18 protein-coding genes are annotated in these 18,469 nt (G+C 58.1%); 9 read left to right on the plus strand and 9 right to left on the minus strand.

All coding sequences use genetic code 11. The features are described 5' to 3' along the window. Nucleotides 1–4 precede the first annotated feature (4 nt). Complete coding sequence (gene topB, locus OOJ60_RS03375) at nt 5–1,957, plus strand: DNA topoisomerase III (protein ID WP_200033071.1); 1,953 nt, start codon at nt 5–7, stop codon at nt 1,955–1,957. Between the two features lie 15 nt (nt 1,958–1,972). Here the strand turns inward: topB and gdhA are convergent, their stop codons facing one another. Then, entirely contained in the window at nt 1,973–3,316 is a 1,344-nt protein-coding gene (gene gdhA / locus OOJ60_RS03380) for an NADP-specific glutamate dehydrogenase (protein WP_205611931.1), read from the minus strand. Nucleotides 3,317–3,545: 229 nt separating this feature from the next. Between gdhA and OOJ60_RS03385 the strand changes: the two genes are divergently transcribed. Continuing rightward, nucleotides 3,546–3,821, plus strand: a complete 276-nt coding sequence (locus tag OOJ60_RS03385) for a YnjH family protein (protein WP_407057094.1) — start codon at nt 3,546–3,548, stop codon at nt 3,819–3,821. On the opposite strand, the gene OOJ60_RS03390 is transcribed toward OOJ60_RS03385, so the two are convergent. After that, complete coding sequence (locus OOJ60_RS03390) at nt 3,781–4,197, minus strand: pyrimidine (deoxy)nucleoside triphosphate diphosphatase (RefSeq protein ID WP_042287735.1); 417 nt, start codon at nt 4,195–4,197, stop codon at nt 3,781–3,783. The two genes, OOJ60_RS03385 and OOJ60_RS03390, sit on opposite strands and share 41 nt — an antisense overlap. A gap of 75 nt (nt 4,198–4,272) precedes the next feature. On the opposite strand from OOJ60_RS03390, the gene OOJ60_RS03395 reads away from it, so the two are divergent. Together OOJ60_RS03395 and OOJ60_RS03400 are read left to right on the plus strand one after the other, a co-directional pair. Continuing rightward, nucleotides 4,273–4,842 (plus strand): carboxymuconolactone decarboxylase family protein, encoded by a 570-nt coding sequence (locus OOJ60_RS03395; RefSeq protein ID WP_205611932.1) that lies wholly within the window; start codon nt 4,273–4,275, stop codon nt 4,840–4,842. Then, a complete protein-coding gene (locus tag OOJ60_RS03400; protein ID WP_042287538.1) occupies nt 4,835–5,458 on the plus strand; it encodes a CDP-alcohol phosphatidyltransferase family protein in 624 nt (207 codons plus the stop codon). The genes OOJ60_RS03395 and OOJ60_RS03400 overlap by 8 nt, the downstream gene beginning before the upstream one ends. A 42-nt stretch (nt 5,459–5,500) precedes the next feature. On the opposite strand, the gene OOJ60_RS03405 is transcribed toward OOJ60_RS03400, so the two are convergent. From OOJ60_RS03405 to OOJ60_RS03435, 7 genes are all read right to left on the minus strand, one after another. Then, nucleotides 5,501–6,808: a rhodanese-like domain-containing protein gene (locus tag OOJ60_RS03405; RefSeq protein WP_205611933.1), complete on the minus strand. Its 1,308-nt coding sequence runs from the start codon at nt 6,806–6,808 to the stop codon at nt 5,501–5,503. An 87-nt stretch (nt 6,809–6,895) separates the two neighbouring features. Continuing rightward, nucleotides 6,896–7,528 (minus strand): ATP-binding cassette domain-containing protein, encoded by a 633-nt coding sequence (locus tag OOJ60_RS03410; RefSeq protein WP_205611934.1) that lies wholly within the window; start codon nt 7,526–7,528, stop codon nt 6,896–6,898. Continuing rightward, nucleotides 7,528–9,063 (minus strand): thiamine ABC transporter permease, encoded by a 1,536-nt coding sequence (locus tag OOJ60_RS03415; RefSeq protein ID WP_205611935.1) that lies wholly within the window; start codon nt 9,061–9,063, stop codon nt 7,528–7,530. Before OOJ60_RS03415 ends, OOJ60_RS03410 begins: the two co-directional genes overlap by 1 nt. Next, nucleotides 9,036–10,199: an ABC transporter substrate-binding protein gene (locus OOJ60_RS03420; RefSeq protein ID WP_205611936.1), complete on the minus strand. Its 1,164-nt coding sequence runs from the start codon at nt 10,197–10,199 to the stop codon at nt 9,036–9,038. The genes OOJ60_RS03415 and OOJ60_RS03420 overlap by 28 nt, the downstream gene beginning before the upstream one ends. A 2-nt stretch (nt 10,200–10,201) precedes the next feature. Further along, nucleotides 10,202–10,876: a TVP38/TMEM64 family protein gene (locus OOJ60_RS03425; protein ID WP_205611937.1), complete on the minus strand. Its 675-nt coding sequence runs from the start codon at nt 10,874–10,876 to the stop codon at nt 10,202–10,204. 9 nt (nt 10,877–10,885) lie between these two features. Then, a complete protein-coding gene (gene xthA, locus OOJ60_RS03430) occupies nt 10,886–11,692 on the minus strand; it encodes an exodeoxyribonuclease III (protein ID WP_042287522.1) in 807 nt (268 codons plus the stop codon). Between the two features lie 103 nt (nt 11,693–11,795). Then, nucleotides 11,796–11,933, minus strand: a complete 138-nt coding sequence (locus OOJ60_RS03435; RefSeq protein ID WP_205611938.1) for a hypothetical protein — start codon at nt 11,931–11,933, stop codon at nt 11,796–11,798. A 202-nt stretch (nt 11,934–12,135) separates the two neighbouring features. Here OOJ60_RS03435 and astC point away from each other — a divergent pair, with 202 nt between their 5' ends. The 5 genes from astC to astE are packed head-to-tail and all read left to right on the plus strand — an operon-like array spanning nt 12,136 to nt 18,163. Beyond that, nucleotides 12,136–13,356 (plus strand): succinylornithine/acetylornithine transaminase, encoded by a 1,221-nt coding sequence (astC, locus tag OOJ60_RS03440; RefSeq protein WP_205611939.1) that lies wholly within the window; start codon nt 12,136–12,138, stop codon nt 13,354–13,356. Continuing rightward, a complete protein-coding gene (astA, locus tag OOJ60_RS03445; protein WP_042287518.1) occupies nt 13,353–14,387 on the plus strand; it encodes an arginine N-succinyltransferase in 1,035 nt (344 codons plus the stop codon). Before astC ends, astA begins: the two co-directional genes overlap by 4 nt. Next, nucleotides 14,384–15,862, plus strand: coding sequence for a succinylglutamate-semialdehyde dehydrogenase (gene astD, locus OOJ60_RS03450; RefSeq protein ID WP_181821432.1), 1,479 nt, complete (start codon nt 14,384–14,386; stop codon nt 15,860–15,862). Before astA ends, astD begins: the two co-directional genes overlap by 4 nt. After that, a complete protein-coding gene (astB, locus tag OOJ60_RS03455; RefSeq protein ID WP_205611940.1) occupies nt 15,859–17,202 on the plus strand; it encodes an N-succinylarginine dihydrolase in 1,344 nt (447 codons plus the stop codon). The genes astD and astB overlap by 4 nt, the downstream gene beginning before the upstream one ends. Then, nucleotides 17,195–18,163 (plus strand): succinylglutamate desuccinylase, encoded by a 969-nt coding sequence (gene astE / locus OOJ60_RS03460; protein ID WP_205611941.1) that lies wholly within the window; start codon nt 17,195–17,197, stop codon nt 18,161–18,163. The genes astB and astE overlap by 8 nt, the downstream gene beginning before the upstream one ends. Nucleotides 18,164–18,469: the final 306 nt, after the last annotated feature.

The following is an 18,469-nucleotide window of genomic DNA, read 5'->3' on the forward strand; positions in this document are numbered from 1 at the left end:
TTCAATGCGGTTGTTTATTGCCGAAAAGCCGAGCCTGGCCCGCGCCATTGCGGACGTGCTGCCGAAGCCGCATCGCAAAGGCGATGGCTTTATTGAATGTGGAAACGGTCAGGTGGTCACCTGGTGTATTGGTCATCTGCTTGAGCAGGCGCAGCCCGACGCGTATGACAGCCGCTATGCGCGCTGGACCCTCTCTGATCTGCCCATTGTGCCGGAAAAGTGGCAATTGCAGCCGCGTCCGTCGGTGACCAAACAGCTCAATGTCATTAAGCGCTTTTTACATGAGGCCAGTGAGGTCATTCATGCCGGAGACCCCGATCGCGAAGGTCAGTTGCTGGTGGATGAAGTGCTTGACTATCTGCAACTGGCGCCGGAAAAACGCCAGCAGGTGCAGCGCTGCCTGATCAACGATCTCAACCCGCAGGCGGTGGAGCGCGCCATTGACCGGTTGCGGTCGAACAGTGAGTTCGTGCCGCTGTGCGTCTCGGCGTTGGCGCGTGCGCGCGCCGACTGGCTGTACGGTATCAACATGACCCGCGCCTACACGATTCTTGGACGTAACGCCGGGTATCAGGGTGTCCTGTCGGTTGGGCGCGTGCAGACGCCGGTACTCGGGCTGGTGGTGCGTCGTGACGAAGAGATCGAGAATTTCATTCCAAAAGATTTCTTCGAGGTGAAGGCGCACATCGTTACCCCCGCCGACGAGCGGTTTACCGCCATCTGGCAGCCGAGCGACGCCTGCGAGCCATATCAGGATGAAGAAGGGCGCTTACTGCATCGCCCGCTGGCGGAGCATGTGGTGAACCGGATAAACGGTCAACCGGCCATTGTCACCAGCTATAACGATAAACGGGAATCGGAATCCGCGCCGCTGCCGTTTTCGCTTTCTGCGTTACAGATTGAGGCGGCAAAGCGCTTTGGCCTGAGCGCGCAAAACGTGCTTGATATCTGTCAGAAGCTGTATGAAACCCACAAGTTGATCACCTATCCGCGTTCTGACTGCCGTTATCTGCCGGAAGAACACTTTGCCGGACGCCATGCGGTGATGAACGCCATCGGCGTACATGCGCCGGATCTGTTACCGCAGCCGGTCATTGACCCTGATACCCGCAACCGCTGCTGGGATGATAAAAAGGTTGATGCGCATCACGCCATTATTCCTACCGCGCGCAGTGCGTCGATTAACCTTACCGACAATGAAGCGAAGGTGTATAGCCTGATCGCGCGCCAGTACTTAATGCAGTTCTGCCCGGACGCCGTTTTCCGTAAGTGTGTGATCGAACTCGACATCGCCAAAGGCAAATTTGTCGCCAAAGCGCGGTTTCTGGCGGAAGCGGGCTGGCGCACGCTGCTTGGTAACAAAGAGCGAGACGAAGAAAACGACGGGACGCCGCTGCCGGTCGTGGCGAAAGACGACGAACTGCTGTGCGAGAAGGGTGAAGTGGTTGAACGTCAGACCCAGCCGCCGCGCCACTTTACCGATGCCACCCTGCTGTCGGCGATGACGGGGATTGCCCGCTTTGTGCAGGACAAAGATCTGAAAAAGATCCTCCGCGCCACCGACGGGCTGGGTACGGAAGCGACCCGCGCGGGGATCATTGAGCTTTTGTTTAAGCGCGGTTTCCTCACCAAGAAAGGGCGCTATATTCACTCCACTGACGCCGGAAAGGCGCTGTTCCATTCGCTGCCGGAGATGGCGACCCGTCCGGACATGACGGCGCACTGGGAGTCTATTCTGACGCAAATCAGTGAAAAACAGTGCCGCTATCAGGATTTTATGCAGCCGTTAATCGGTACGTTGTACCAATTGATCGACCAGGCGAAGTCCACGCCGGTGCGTCGCTTCCGCGGGATCGTCGCGCCGGGTAGCGGCGGCGGTAGCAGCGAGAAGAAAAAGGGTGCGCCGCGTAAGCGAGCGGCGAAAAAAAGCCCGCCATCAGCAGAGGCAGGCATCTAGTTCGTTGGGGAAGAATTAAATCACTCCCTGACCAAACATCGCGTCGGCGACTTTCACGAAGCCCGCGATATTCGCGCCGCGCACGTAGTTAGTCTGCTTGCTTTCACCGCCGTACTCCACGCAGGCGTGGTGAATATCCAGCATAATGTGGTGCAGGCGCGCATCCACTTTTTCCGCTTTCCAGCTCATGCGCGCGGCGTTCTGCGCCATCTCCAGACCGGAGGTCGCCACGCCGCCAGCGTTTGCCGCCTTACCCGGAGCAAACAGTACGCCCGCATCCAGGAACAGATCGGTCGCTTCGATGGTGGTCGGCATGTTGGCCCCTTCGGCGACCGCCTTCACGCCGTTGGCGATCAGCACGCGCGCGGCGTCGACATCCAGCTCGTTCTGCGTCGCGCAAGGCAGGGCGATATCCACCGGGACTGACCACGGTTGTTTACCTTCCAGCCAGGTCAGGCCAAACTCTTTGGCATATTCGGACAGGCGGCTGTCACGATTTGCTTTGATTTCGCACAGGCGCGCCAGCTTTTCTTTGCTAAAGCCGCTTTCGTCAACCACTGTACCGCTGGAGTCAGAGGCGGTGACCACGCGGGCGCCAAACTCCATCGCTTTTTCAATCGCATATTGCGCCACGTTGCCGGAACCGGACACCGCCACGCGCATACCTTCAAAGCCCAGACCATGACGTTTAAGCATCGCTTCAGTGAAATAGACCAGGCCGTAACCGGTGGCTTCCGGGCGGATAAGACTGCCGCCGAACGAAAGACCTTTACCTGTAAACACACAGGCGCTGTTATTGGACAGCTTGCGCATCATCCCGGCCATAAAGCCCACTTCACGCCCCCCGACGCCGATATCACCCGCCGGCACGTCGGTGTCCGGACCCAAATGGCGATACAGTTCGGTCATTAGCGCCTGGCAGAAACGCATCACTTCGCCTTCGCTTTTGCCTTTTGGATCGAAGTCGCTGCCGCCTTTACCCCCGCCCATTGGCAGGGTAGTCAGCGCGTTTTTAAAGGTTTGCTCGAAGCCGAGGAATTTAAGGATCGAGAGGTTAACGGAGGGGTGGAAACGCATGCCGCCCTTATAGGGGCCGATCGCTGAGTTAAACTGGACGCGCCAGGCACGGTTGACCTGCACCTGATTACGATCGTCGAGCCACACTACGCGGAACTGAATCACACGCTCTGGCTCAACCAAACGTTCAAGCAACGACATTTCACGGTAACGGGGATTTTGCTCAAGGAAAGGCCACAGGGTGGTCATCACTTCGCGAACGGCCTGCGCGAACTCGGTTTGATTCGGGTCGCGCTTTTGTACATGGTTGAGGAATGATTCCAGAGAGCGTGTCTGATCCATAGATAAACCTTATATTTAAACGATTGTAATTGTGTTTTTAATGAATATGTATTTGCAGTTTTTGACTATACCACCAGGAATGTGACGGGAAGCAAGAAAAAAATGGTGCCCCTAAGCAAATTAATAACCGGGCGTGGGTCATAACAAAAAGCGATGACGGGCGGGATTAAAGTTTTCGCCATGAAAGACCGTTATAGTGAGAACAGTCCCGCAATAATAAGGAATTTCTATGCGCGCTTTCGCCCTCGCCGCCGCCGTGATGACCCTCGCTTTTTCCGCGACAGCTAACCCGATCTCTCACCCGCAGATCGAGGTCAACGTGCCGCCGGAGGTGTTCAGTACGGGTGGCCAACGTGTGCAGCCTTGTCTACAGTGCTGCATTTATCAGGATCAGTATTATTCGGAGGGCGCGGTGATTAAAGTGGAAGGTGTGCTGTTGCAGTGTCAGCGCGATGAAAAAACGATCAGCACGAATCCGCTGGTCTGGCGTCGCGTAAAAGCATAAACGCCTTGAGCAGGGGGATATCGGCGGGAGCAAGCGGATATTCCTGTGCGACGTGCGGCTCGCACCATACCAACCGCTGATGCGCATGGGCGGTTAACGCGCCGCTGAATGCCGGAACATGCCAGGCATGCAGGTGAATGATGCGGCCCGAAACTTCACGCTGATGGCTGGCAACATAGGCTCCGACAGTGGCGCAGATACCCAGTTCTTCCTGTAACTCACGGGCAAGCGCCTGCGGCTGTGTTTCGCCAGGTTCGACTTTTCCACCCGCAAACTCCCATAACCCAGGTTGGTCCGCATGGGCAGGGCGCTGGGCGAGCAATATTTTGCCATCACGCTCGATAATGGCGGCGACAACGTCGAGGGTTTTCATCATATTCATCAATGCCTAACGGGATAAAGTGACATACTATCGTTATCTTTGTTTGACCTGAAGTCCCAGGAGTTTCCCTTGAACGATCCGCAATCGTGGGTTAAGCCGCTGACCCGTTTACCTTTACCGCTTAAGCCGCTGGTTCAAACCCAGAAAAAACATTACGGTGAGGTACTGCACCCGACGCGCTGGTGGGGGCGGATGCCGTTTCTGTTCTGGCTGGTGGCGCTGTTTGTCGGTTTTCTGGAGCGCAAACGGGCGCGGCTGACGCCGGACATGCGCGCGCTGTTGATGACCCGCGTTTCTCAGATATGTCACTGCGCATTTTGCGTTGATGCGAACAGCCTGAGGTTGGCGGAACGCTGTGGCGCGATGGATAAAGTGCTGGCGGTGGCAAACTGGCAGACGTCCGCGCTGTTTAGCGAGGAGGAGAGCGTGGCGCTGGCCTACGCTGAAGCCGTCACCGCGACGCCGCCGAAGGTTGATGACGCGCTAAAGGCGCAAATGACGGCGCATTTTACAGACGAGGTGATTAGCGAAATGACCGCGCTGCTGGCGTTTCAGAATCTTTCGGCGCGCTTTAACGCCGCGCTGGATATCCCCTCACAGGGCTTGTGTGACAGCCTGAAAGGAGCGCCGCGTGCTTGACCGTCATCTGCATCCGCGCTGCAAACCGTTTTTGCACCGTTGCGCCGGGCTGCTCGACAAACCAGGGGTGTCAGCGGACGGCGTAACGCTGTTTGGCTTTGCCATCGGCGTACTGGCGCTGCCGTTTCTCGCGCTGGGATGGTATTTTGCGGCGCTGGTCGCCATCGTGCTGAACAGACTGCTGGATGGGCTGGACGGCGCGCTGGCCCGGCGCAGGGGACTGACCGACGCGGGAGGATTTCTCGATATTTCGCTCGATTTTCTGTTTTACGCGCTGGTGCCGTTTGGTTTTATCCTCGCACAGCCGGAGCAAAACGCGCTGGCGGGCGGCTGGCTGCTGTTTGCTTTTATTGGCACCGGCAGCAGTTTTCTTGCCTTTGCCGCCCTCGCGGCGAAACACAATATCGATAATCCCGGCTACGCGCATAAATCGTTTTATTATCTGGGCGGGCTAACGGAAGGGACGGAAACCCTGTTGCTTTTTGTGCTGTGCTGTCTGTTTCCGGCCTGTTTTGCGCCGTTGGCGTGGATCTTTGGCGCGCTCTGCTGGTTGACCACGTTCACCAGAATCTGGAGTGGATACCAGACCCTGAAAGCGATTCAGCGTCAGAAATAAGGTTGCGCCGGATGGGCCATGCGCGCATCCGGCCATTTGCGGTTACAGGCTGCTTTGCGGATCCCGTTCGCCACGGGCAACCGGGTTTTTCGGATCGCTGCTCCATTCATACCAGCCGCCGTCGTACACCGACACGTTCTGCCACCCCATCGCCCGGGCGTACATAAACGTTTCCGAAGCGCGCCAGCCGGTGCCGCAATAAAAAGCGATCTGTTGATCCGGCAGAATGTTCCACTGCTTCCACATTGCGGCAATGTCGTCTGCGCTGCGCATGGTGCCGTCCGGGTTATGGAAATCTTCCATATGCGTGGAGTCGCTGCCCGCATGACCCCAGCGCGCGCCGGCAATTTCGCCTTTTGGCTTAATGTAGCTATACCCGCTGGTGGCGCCGATAAATTCCGGCCAGGAGCGAATGCTGACCAGCGAGGCGTCCTGCCTGTGCAGCAGTCCGCGCGCCTGCTGCGTGTCGATCATCAGCTGTGGCTGCGCCGGAATAGTCACGCCGAAATCCGGCGCGGGTTTGACTTTCGCTGGCATCCCGCGTTCCACCGGTAGCCCGGCGTCAGACCAGCTCTGCCAGCCGCCGTCGAGCAGGCGAACGTCCTTCACCCCGGCGTAGAGCAGAATTTGCGCCACGCGGGCGGCGGCATAGACATCGCGCCCGTAGAGAATCACCGTCGTGTCGTGACGAAGACCGTGTCTGGCCAGCATCGCCTTAAGATCGGCATCGGGGACTTTATTCCACAGCGGCTCGCTTTCCACTTCGTTGGTATCGATATAGCCCGCGCCCGGAATATGGCTGATAAGATAACGCTTCGGCGCGCCCCAGGCGGCTTCGATCACTTTCCAGTCACCGGCAGGTTTAGCGGCGACCGCGTTGCCTTGTTGCAGTTCGTGCAGCCACTGCGGGTACACCAGTTGTTCAAAATGCGCCAGCCGCTGGAGGCGAGCGGGATCCTGAAGCGCGTCGGTGAGCGTAGAAACCGGGTTTAGACCGGCTTTTTCCAGTCGGTTTTTCACCGCCTGAATCGCCGTTTCACTGCCATAGAGCGCGACCGGGGTGTTGGCGCTAAGGTGATGTTGTTGGATCCACGACTCGATCTGTTCATCGCTCATGGCGTCGAGCCAGCTGGCGGAGAGATTCAGTGCCGATGGTTCATGGCCGGAAGGGCCGTTGACGCTCTGCGGCCAGCCGTTATAAAAAGCGCTGGGGCGGGTGTCAATGGCGATGCCATTTTTCTGCATGAGCTGGTGGAAAGCGAGCGCCTGCGTCATATCAGCAGCCCAGGAGGAAGCGCAAGCCAGCCCTAAAGCCATTGCCAGCGCGGTCAGTTGAGAAACACGTTTCATCGAATTGCCCGACGTTGAGATAAGAGGGCGACATTTTCTGCTTCCTGGAGGCGAAAAACTTTGCGTTAACACAGGATGCGCGCATATTTATACGGCGCTGGTCAGCCGCAAAATCTGTCCGCCGGCCGGCACATCTTCCGGGTCGTGGGTGACCTGAACCACGGGAATCTTCAGGCGGCGGACCTCTTCAAAGACCCATTGGCGAAAATCAGCGCGCCGGTCGGCGTCAAGACGCGCGAACGGTTCATCTAACAGTAGCGCCCGTGGCTGTGCCAGCAGGGCGCGGAGCAGCGCCACCCGGCCACGCTGGCCACCGGAGAGCGTCGCTGGATCGCGTGACGCGAATCCCGCCATTCCCGCGCGTTCCAGCGCATGTTGTACCGCCTGTTCGCGCGCCGCGCCTTTCACGGCGGCCGGTAGCGCCAGCAGCAGGTTCTGTCCTACAGTGAAGTGATCGAACAGCAAGGCATCCTGAAATAATATACCCACCTGCCGCGCGGCGGTGGGTAGCCGATCCAGTCGCCGATCGTCCAGCCACAGTTCGCCAGAAGCCGTCAGTGGCAGTGACAGCGCACCAACCAGCCAGGCCAACAGCGAGGATTTTCCGCAGCCGGAAGGGCCCATTAACGTGACAATGTCACCTTTTGCCGCCTCAAACGTTAATGGGCCGCACAACGGGGTCTGTTTCAGGTACAGAGAAAGATGACGAACAGTTAGCATTATCGCATTCCTTGACGGGCACGACCGACCCAGGTTGAGATGCCGGCAGTCAGCATAAACACCAGCAACGGTAACAACAGTTGCCACAGCGCCTGCGCCGCCAGGATGCCGGTGCTGCCGCCGCTACTGAGGGCAACGGCTTCTGTCGTCAGGGTCGGAAAGCGCCCTGCGCCCAGCCACAGCGTCGGCATATATTGCGCAATGCTCACAGAAAAACCGACCGCCAGCGCAATCAGCGCCGGGCGCAGCATCAGCGGGCATTTCAGGTAGCAGAAAATTTTTATTGGCGACCAGCCCAGCGTTTGCGCCACCAGAATCAATCGCGGGTCGATGCGCCGCCAGGTCGGTTGCAGTACGAAAAGCATCCATGGCGCAACCCACAGCAGGTGGCCCCAGATGAGGGTGGAAAACTGTCCGTCCTGCCCGGTGCGCAGTGCGACAGCATACTGACCGACCACCAACGGTAGCGCGGGCAGCAGGATCGGTAACCAGACCCAACGATGCCTGTGCCGGGGCCCCCATTCCAGCCAGAGCAGTAACATAACCAGCGCCAGTACGCTGGCGAGCGCGCCTATTTGCAGGCTGTTGATCAACGCGTCGACGTCGGGCGTGGCATCTCGCGCGAGCACAGCCAACAAAAGCGCGCACAGGAGTCCCGCCAGCGGCAGTGCGCGCGACAACGCCTTTCCGCTCAGGGCCGGAACGTGAGGCTGACGCAGACCGTGGACGGAGGGCAATGTTCGCCGCCAGAAACGCCAGATTAGATACCCAACCAACGCAAAGAGGGCGAGTAACATGACCAACAGCAGGCTGGCCAATGCCCCTTTACTCTGTTGGTCGCTGTCGCCCTGGCTTAGCCATTGCCAGCTTAGTACGGCCAGCGTGGGCGGGTTACCAGGGCCAAGAATCATCGCGACGTCTACTGCCGAAAGCGTCCACGCGACCACTGCCAGCATCACCACGCCCAGTGCCGGGGCAATTGAGGGAAGGATCAACCAGCGCATCGCCTGGTAACGGTTGTAGCCCAGTGAGTCGAGGATAATGACCTGACCGCTGAGACGTGTTTCGCTCAACAGGACCGTCAAAATCCACAGTACAAAAGCGCTCTCTTTCACTGCAAGCGTGACCCCCAGTCCAATGCCATAGCTGTCCATCGGCGGCGTGAACGCCGGCAGTGCGCGCCAGAGTAAGCCGCCTTCGGCAAACAGCAGGAGCGTTGCGCTGGCAAAGGCGACGTGAGGGATGGCCAGCAGCCACGGCAGTCGACCGGCCAGGCTGCGCCATCGGTCGCCTGGCCAGAGCGACACGACGATCGCCAGCGCGATGAACAGCGCGCCGACGGCGGCGACGATGGTGGAAACCACGGTGGCCAGCAGCGCTTGCGGTAACTGCGGATCGGCAAACAGCGCCTGCCAGTGCGCGAATGACAGGGCCGGGGAGATCAGCAGTACGCTGGCGGGCACTAATGGCGCGTAGACAACCAGCATGCACAGCCAGGCCAGCAGCGTTAGCGCGTACCGTAACGGCGCAGCCATTCCTGCTCCAGGGCGTTGATCCAGGCGGCGTGAGGTTCAGGTAACACGGCAGGCAGGCCGCCCGGCGAGCGCGCAGCCAGCGCTTCTCGTTCGGCAACAGGCAGCGTTTGCGGGTCCAGTACCGAAGGATCGCCCCAGACTGCCGGGTCAGCTTTGCGCAGTTGCGCCTGCGGCGAGAGCAGGAAGTTTGCCACCACCTTCGCACCTGCTTCGGCACGGGCGTTGGCGGGAATCGTCACAAAATGAACGTTGCCAATCATGCCATCAGAAAAGCCAAAGCTGTAGCTGCTGTCCGGCAGTTCGCCATTGGCGACTTTTTGCTGCGCGTGGGCCGGGTTAAAGGTCAGCGACAGGCGCAGCGTACCGCTGTTCAGCAACGCATCCATGCGCGCCGGAGAAGCGGGAAAGTCTTTCCCCTGACGCCACAGATACGGGTGCAACGCGTCGAGATAGCGCCACAATGGCGCGGTTACCTCCGCAAAACGGGCGGAATCGGGCGCAACGGTTAGCGCTGCCGGCGTGCGGGTCAGCGAGATGAGTAACTGTTCGAGAAATGCCGTACCGGTGAAGTCCGGCGGACGCGGATAGCTTACGGTACCCGGGTGGGCTTTGGCGAACGCCAGTAGCGCCTGCGGACTTTGCGGCGGCTGCGGCGTGACGTTTCGATCCGCAATAAAGGTGAGCTGTGCGCCGCCCCAGGGCGATTCCGCACCGTCGGTAGGCACGGAGAAATCTTCCCGCACCGGCTTTTGCGTATCGACATAACGCCAGTTAGGCAGCGTCTCCGCCCACTGAGTTTGCAGCAGTCCCGCTTCTTTCAGCGTGCGGAAATTTTCGCCGTTTACCCACAAGAGATCTACCGAACCGCCGTCTTTCCGCCCGGCGGCGGCTTCGGTCTGAATACGTTTTACCGCGTCCGCAGCGTCGGCCAGACGGACGATTTTCAGGTCAATAGCGTAATGGGTTTTCATTTCACCGCTGACCCAGTCCAGATACCGGTTGATCGCCGGATCGCCACCCCAGGCGTTAAACCAGACTGTCTGGCCTTTGGCTTCTTCTTTAACCTGCTGCCAGCTGTTAGCGGCATGAACCTGAGCGCTTAACAGCAGGCCTGCAATAACGCATCCCCAACGCATAGTTACTCCTGAAAAAAAAGTGTTGCCAGCCAGCGCGAGGCCAGCGGTAAAAGCCCGAGCAGCGCAAACGCGGCCAGCATAGCGGGTGAGATAATGTCACGCATGGATGTCAGTTGGCCCAGTTGCCTGCCGGCATTGAGATACACCAACGTGGCGGGAAGCATTCCCAGTTGGCTGACCCACCAGTAGCGGCGCACGCTAATGGATGTGACTCCCGCCAGCAGATTCACCACCACGAACGGGAACAGCGGCATCAGGCGCAGCGCAAAGAGATAGCCGACGCCGTTGCGCGCGATCCCGCGATTCACCGGCATCATCTGGCGGGAAAAACGGTGCGATACCCAGTCACGCAGCAGATAACGGCTGGTGAGCATAGCGAGCGTGGCGCCCAGCGTCGAGGCAAATGAGACCAACAGCGTCCCTTGCCACAGACCAAACAACGCGCCGCCGAGCAGGGTTAACAGCGCCGCGCCGGGTACAGACAGGGCTGCTACGGCGGTATAGAGCAGGAAATAGAGCGTCGCGCAAAGCAACGGCCACTGGCGCTGCCAGTCCACCAGCAGAGCGTGGTTGCGCCTGAGCGTATCAAGCGTGAGAAAGCCGGGGGGCGTGAGCCACATCAACCCGGCTATGAAAAGGACAAGGATACCCGCTAACAGGTATTTTCGGCTGTTCACCGGTCTCTATCAAACGTGAAACTTCGCCCACACCGGCGCGTGATCGGAGGGTTTTTCCATACTGCGGATATCGTAGTCGATGCCGGTTTCGACGCAACGTTCCGCCAGCGGCTGGCTTGCCAGTAGCAGATCGATGCGCAGGCCGCGGTTGTCATCAAAGCCTTTTGAACGGTAATCAAACCACGAGAACCGATCCACCGTTTCCGGGTGCGCGTGGCGGAAGGTGTCCACCAGTCCCCAGTTCAGCAAACGTCCCATCCATTCACGCTCTTCCGGCAGGAACGAACATTTTCCGGTGCGTAGCCAGCGCTTACGGTTTTCTTCGCCGATACCGATGTCCAGATCGGTCGGGCTGATGTTCATGTCGCCCATGATCAATACCGGATTATCGCGCTTCAGTTCAGTGTCGAGATACTGCTGCAGGTTTTGATAGAACCGTTCTTTCGCCGGAAATTTGACGGGGTGGTCGCGGCTTTCACCCTGCGGAAAATAACCGTTAATCACCGTCACGTTGCCCAGAGGCGAGGGGAGTTCCGCCATGATAATGCGGCGCTGCGCTTCTTCACCGTCGCCAGGGAATCCGCGACGGACGGCGACAGGCGTCTCTTTTGTCAGTAGCGCCACGCCGTAATGGCCTTTCTGACCATGATAAAACACGTTGTAGCCGAGTTTCGCCACGTCCTCAAGCGGAAACATGTCATCGTGAACTTTTGTCTCCTGAAGGCCGATGACGTCAGGTTGGTGTTTTTCGACAATGGCTTCCAGTTGATGAGGTCTGGCGCGCAGGCCGTTGATATTAAAAGAGACAAATTTCATAGTCGCTGCCACTTTGCTGGGTGAATAGTGCAAGGATGGTAGCAGAATTTACGTTGGCTGACTGCCACTTGTCGCCAGATTCCTGCAATGAATGCGAATGGTGTTAACGATGGTGCAACATTTGCCCGCTTCCAGGGCGCATTGCGCCAGAATGGCGCAGCAATTTCCGGTAAATTTCGCAGACGATCACATTTCCAGAATTATATTTGGTATGTGCATAATATTGCGGATTTTCATCCATTTATTCACCTTTCCAGCAAACATATTCACTTTTTATGCAGTAAAAGTGAATATCGACAGGCTATAACCCATTGATTTTGTGTTTCTCCATCCCGTTTATGCATTTTTTCGCTGGCTGGCATGAAGCCTGCAATCTACATTTACAGCGCAAACACACTATTTATTAACATATAAATAACTTTTTATTTACCGTTGAGGTTGCTATGTCTCAGTCAATTACGCGTGAAAATTTTGATGAATGGATGATGCCCGTTTATGCCCCGGCGCCTTTTATTCCGGTACGTGGCGAAGGTTCACGCTTGTGGGATCAGCAGGGTAAAGAGTATATCGATTTCGCCGGGGGGATTGCGGTCAATGCCCTTGGTCATGCGCACCCGGAACTGCGAGACGCGCTAAATGAACAAGCTGGCAAATTCTGGCACACCGGGAATGGTTACACTAACGAACCGGCGCTGCGGCTGGCGAAAAAACTCATCGACGCCACCTTTGCCGATCGCGTTTTCTTTTGTAACTCCGGGGCGGAAGCTAATGAAGCGGCGCTGAAGCTGGCGCGAAAATATGCCCACGATCGCTACGGCAGCGAGAAGAGCGGCATTGTGGCGTTCAAAAATGCTTTTCATGGCCGCACGTTGTTTACCGTCAGTGCTGGCGGGCAACCGGCCTATTCTCAGGACTTTGCGCCGCTGCCGCCGGATATCCGCCACGCGGTATATAACGACATTAACTCCGCCAGCACCCTGATCGACGACACCACCTGCGCGGTGATCGTTGAGCCGATGCAGGGCGAAGGCGGGGTGTTACCCGCCACGCCTGCGTTCCTGCAGGGCTTGCGCGAGCTGTGCGATCGTCACAACGCACTGTTGATTTTTGACGAAGTCCAGACCGGCGTCGGTCGCACCGGTGAGCTGTACGCCTATATGCATTACGGCGTTACGCCCGATCTGCTGACCACGGCGAAAGCGCTCGGCGGCGGATTCCCCATCGGCGCGCTGCTGGCACGTGAGGCCTGCGCCAGCGTGATGACCGTCGGTACGCACGGAACCACTTACGGCGGCAATCCGCTGGCGACCGCAGTCGCCGGGAAATTGCTGGACATTGTGAATACCCCGGCGATGCTGAACGGCGTCAAACAGCGCCACGACGGGTTTGTTGAGCGCCTGAACGCCATTAACCAGCATACCGGCCTGTTTAGCGAAATTCGCGGTCTGGGTCTGCTGATTGGCTGCGTGCTGAACGCCGGGTATGCCGGTCAAGCCAAACAGATAGCGCTGGAAGCGGCGAAAGCGGGCGTGATGGTGCTGATTGCCGGGGCTAACGTGGTGCGTTTCGCCCCTGCGCTGAACGTCACCGAAGAAGAAATGACCACTGGGCTGGATCGCTTCGCGCAGGCCTGCGCACAGATCAAGGCTGGAGGTTCCTCATGAGAGTAATCCGTCCTGCTGAACAGGGTGATGTCGCTGCGCTGATGCAGCTTGCCGGTAAAACCGGCGGCGGCCTGACGTCGTTACCGGCGAATGAAGCGACGCTGGCAGCGCGCATCGATCGCTCAATTAAGACCTGGCGGGGAGAACTGCCGAAAAGTGAACAAGGGTTCGTGTTTGTACTGGAAGACAGCGAAACCGGGGAGGTGGGCGGGATTTGCGCCATCGAGGTGGCGGTCGGGCTGAATGATCCGTGGTACAACTACCGTGTAGGGACGCTGGTACATGCCTCGAAAGAACTGAACGTCTATAACGCGCTGCCGACGCTGTTTCTCAGTAATGACCACACCGGCAGCAGCGAGTTGTGTACGCTATTTCTCGATCCGGACTGGCGTAAAGAAGGCAACGGTTATCTGCTGTCAAAATCGCGCTTTATGTTTATGGCGGCGTTTCGCGACAGGTTTAATGAAAAGGTGGTTGCGGAAATGCGCGGCGTCATTGATGAGAACGGCTACTCTCCGTTCTGGGAAAGCCTGGGCAAGCGCTTTTTCTCAATGGAATTTAGCCGCGCGGATTTCCTGTGCGGTACCGGGCAAAAAGCGTTTATCGCGGAACTTATGCCCAAACATCCTATTTATACCCATTTTCTCAGCCATGAGGCGCAGGCGGTGATAGGTCAGGTCCATCCGCAGACGGCGCCTGCCCGCGCGGTGCTGGAAAAAGAGGGATTTCGCTACCGTAACTACATCGATATTTTCGATGGCGGGCCGACACTCGAGTGTGACATCGACCGGGTACGCGCCATTCGTAAAAGTCGGCTGGTGGAGGTTGTCGAAGGACAGCCTGCCCCTGGGGATTATCCGGCCTGCCTGGTGGCTAATGAGAATTACCAGAACTTCCGCGTCATGCTGGTGCGCGCGGACCCGGATACGCAGCGGTTGGTGCTCACGGCAGCACAACTGGATGCCCTGAAATGTCAGGCGGGGGAAAGCGTGCGCTTTGTCCGTCTTTGCGCTGAGGAGAAAACGGTATGACGTTATGGATTAATGGTGACTGGCTGAGCGGTCAGGGGGAGCGTCGGGTAAAACGCGATCCGGTGAAGGGGGACGTGCTTTGGGAAGGTCACGACGCGGATGCCGATCAGGTGTTGCAGGCCGTTCGCGCTGCCCGCGCGGCGTTTCCGGCATGGGCAAAACGTCCTTTTAGCGAGCGTCAGGCGATTGTAGAGGCGTTTGGCGGGCTGCTGGAAAACAATAAAACGCAGCTCACCGCGATTATCGCCCGCGAAACGGGTAAGCCGCGGTGGGAAGCGGCCACGGAAGTGACGGCGATGATCAATAAAATCGCCATTTCGATCAACGCGTACCACGCTCGTACCGGAGAGCAGCAGAGTGCGTTGCCGGACGGCGCAGCGACGCTGCGTCATCGTCCGCATGGCGTGCTGGCAGTGTTTGGCCCCTACAATTTCCCCGGGCATCTGCCGAATGGCCATATCGTCCCGGCGCTGCTGGCTGGCAATACGGTGCTTTTTAAACCCAGTGAACTCACGCCGTGGACCGGTGAAGCCGTAATCAAACTCTGGCAGCAGGCCGGATTGCCCCCCGGCGTCGTGAATCTGCTTCAGGGCGGTCGCGAAACGGGACAAGCGCTGAGCGCGCAGGACGATCTGGATGGTCTGCTGTTTACCGGTAGCGCGAATACGGGTTATCAACTGCACCGCCAGCTTGCCGGACAGCCGGAAAAAATTCTCGCGCTGGAAATGGGGGGAAATAACCCGTTGATCGTCGAAAACCCGGCAGATATCGACGCCGCCGTGCACCTGACTTTACAGTCGGCGTTTATCACTGCCGGACAGCGCTGCACCTGCGCGCGCCGTTTACTGGTCAAAAAAGGGGCGCAGGGCGATGCCTTTCTTGCGCGGCTGGTCGAGGTGAGTCAGCGGTTACAGCCGGGGCGCTGGGACGCTGAGCCGCAGCCTTTTTTCGGTGGGCTGATTTCAGCGCAGGCGGCGAAGCACGTCTACACGGCCTGGCAGCGTCTGGCGGCGCTTGGCGGTAAGACGTTGCTGACGCCGCGTCTGATTGAGGAAGGCACGTCGCTGCTGTCGCCAGGGATTGTGGAATTGACCGATGTGGCAAATGTGCCCGACGACGAAGTGTTTGGCCCGCTGTTGGGCGTCTGGCGTTATGACCGTTTTGAGGACGCGATAGCGCTGGCGAACCAGACCCGCTTTGGCCTGTCGTGCGGACTTATCTCGCCCGATCGTGCACAGTTTGACCAGTTGCTTCTGGAAGCGCGCGCGGGGATCGTCAACTGGAATAAACCACTGACCGGAGCCGCGAGCACCGCGCCGTTTGGCGGAGTGGGGGCATCCGGTAACCATCGCGCCAGCGCGTGGTACGCCGCGGATTACTGCGCCTGGCCGATGGCGAGCCTCGAATCACCGACATTGACGCTACCGGGCGTCCTGAGTCCCGGGCTTGATTTCTCTCGTGAGGAAGGATTATGAACGCGCGCGAGGTCAATTTTGACGGGCTGGTGGGGCTGACGCACCATTATGCCGGGTTGTCGTTTGGTAACGTGGCGTCCACGCAGCACCGCTTTCAGGTATCGAATCCGCGCCTGGCCGCAAAGCAAGGATTGCAGAAAATGAAAGCGCTGGCCGATGCCGGGTACCCGCAGGCAGTGATCCCGCCGCATGAACGGCCATTTATTCCGGCGCTGCGCCAGCTCGGGTTTAGCGGTAGCGATGAGCAGATCCTCGCAAAGGTGGCCCGGCACGCGCCGCAGTGGCTTTCCAGCGTCAGTTCAGCGTCGCCGATGTGGGTCGCCAATGCGGCCACGGTCGCACCGTCTGCTGATACTCTGGATGGTAAAGTTCATCTGACGGTGGCAAACCTCAACAATAAGTTTCACCGATCGCTGGAGGCTCCGACGACCGAAGCGCTGCTGCGAGCCATTTTTCACGACGATCGTTATTTTTCGCTTCACTCGGCGCTGCCGCAGGTGGCGATGCTTGGCGATGAAGGCGCGGCGAATCACAGTCGTCTGGGGGCTAACTATGGCGATCCTGGCATCCAGCTGTTTGTGTACGGGCGTGAAGAGGGCAATCAGACCCGGCCTTCTCATTATCCGGCGCGCCAGACCCGTGAGGCCAGCGAGGCGGTCGCGCGGCTGAATCAGGTTAATCCGCGGCAGTGCATTTTTGCCCAGCAGCATCCTGATGTGATTGATCTCGGCGTTTTCCATAACGACGTTATTGCGGTGTCGAATCGGCAAGTGCTGTTTTGCCATGAGCAGGCTTTCGCCAGCCAGGATCAGGTACTGGACCAACTGCGCGCCCGCGTGCCGGGTTTTACGCCTGTCGTGGTGCCTGCGTCAGAAGTATCTGTTTCCGATGCGGTTGCCACCTATTTGTTTAACAGCCAACTGCTGAGCCGTGAAGATGGCTCGATGATGCTGGTGCTGCCGCAGGAGTGTCGTGAACATGCGGGGGTATGGCGTTATCTGACAAACCTGCTGGAAGGCGACAACCCGATCCGCGATATGCGTGTGTTTGACCTGCGTGAAAGTATGTCCAACGGCGGCGGTCCTGCGTGCCTGCGCCTGCGGGTCGTGTTGACCGATGAGGAGTTGCGGGCGGTGAATCCGACGGTGATGATGAACGACACCCTGTTTTCCGCCCTCAACGACTGGGTGGATCGTTACTATCGCGATCGGCTGACCGCCGCAGACCTGGCGGACCCGCAGTTGCTGCGGGAAGGTCGCGAAGCGCTGGACACCCTGACGCAGTTGCTGAAACTTGGTTCTGTCTATCCGTTTCAGCAGGCAGGAGAGCGACATGGATGATTTCCTTGCTGTCACCCTGGCAGGCGTGATACCGAAGGTCTCTGAAGGGAAAGGCCCGGGCTTTCACTGGCGTCAGACGGCGCCGGGCATCCTTGAACTGATCCCGGAAGAGGCGACCGATCGGGCGTTAGTGATTTCGGCCGGTATTCACGGTAATGAAACGGCGCCGGTGGAAATGCTTAACGCGCTGCTGACGAGATTAATGGCGGGTGAGATCCCTCTGCGCTGGCGGCTGTTGCTGATTCTGGGCAACCCGCAGGCGCTGGCAGAGGGCAAGCGCTACTGTCACAGTGATATGAACCGGATGTTCGGCGGGCGCTGGCAGCAGTTTGAAGAAAGTGGTGAAACGCTACGCGCGCGGCAACTGGAACGATGCCTGGAGGATTTCTGGTGTCGGGAAGCAACCCCGACCCGCTGGCATCTCGATCTTCATACCGCCATCCGTGGTTCTCATCATCTGCGGTTTGGCGTGTTGCCGCAGCGTCCGATTCCGTGGGATGACGGTTTTCTCGACTGGCTCGGCGCCGCCGGGCTTGAGGCGCTGGTCTTTCATCAAACACCAGGCGGTACGTTTACGCATTTTAGCGCAGCGCATTTCGGCGCGCTTTCCTGCACGCTGGAGCTGGGAAAGGCATTACCGTTCGGGCAAAACGATCTACGCCAGTTTGCGCCTACCGCAGACGCGTTGTCCGCTCTGCTGGCCGGGAAGGGAGGAAAGCGCAGCGGCTCGCTGCCGGTTCGCTATCGTGTAGTATCACAAATTACGCGACGTAGCGAAGCATTTGTGCTGCATATTGACTCTCAGACGCTGAACTTTACACCGTTTCAAAAAGGCACACTGTTAGCCGAAGACGGCGCCGAGCGCGTTATTGTACGCCACGAAGTTGAGTACGTTCTTTTTCCCAACCCTGCCGTTGCACCCGGTCTACGCGCCGGACTGATGCTGGAAAAAATCAACTGACCTATTTACCGCAGGCTCTCTTTGCCTGCGGTTCTTATTATATCGTGCGTCTGTGAAATATTACGGATTATTCCTGGCAAATTGCTTTATTATTCATCATTGCTGAGTTATAGTTCTTCATATTTCCTGCAAAATCATCCGCTTGTCATTTTTTCTTGCCATTCTTCGCCATAATTTCTTTTTTTCTCCACAATTGGCGAAAAGTTGTTTTTTATACTTTCATTGTTTTACCGATACTCTGACTAATTGACGATAAAGCCGCTAAAGTTAATCTCGTCAACACGGCACGGCTCTGGTTGGTAAGAG

It is taken from the genome of Citrobacter sp. R4 (assembly GCF_026719175.1).
Lineage (GTDB): Bacteria > Pseudomonadota > Gammaproteobacteria > Enterobacterales > Enterobacteriaceae > Citrobacter_A > Citrobacter_A sedlakii.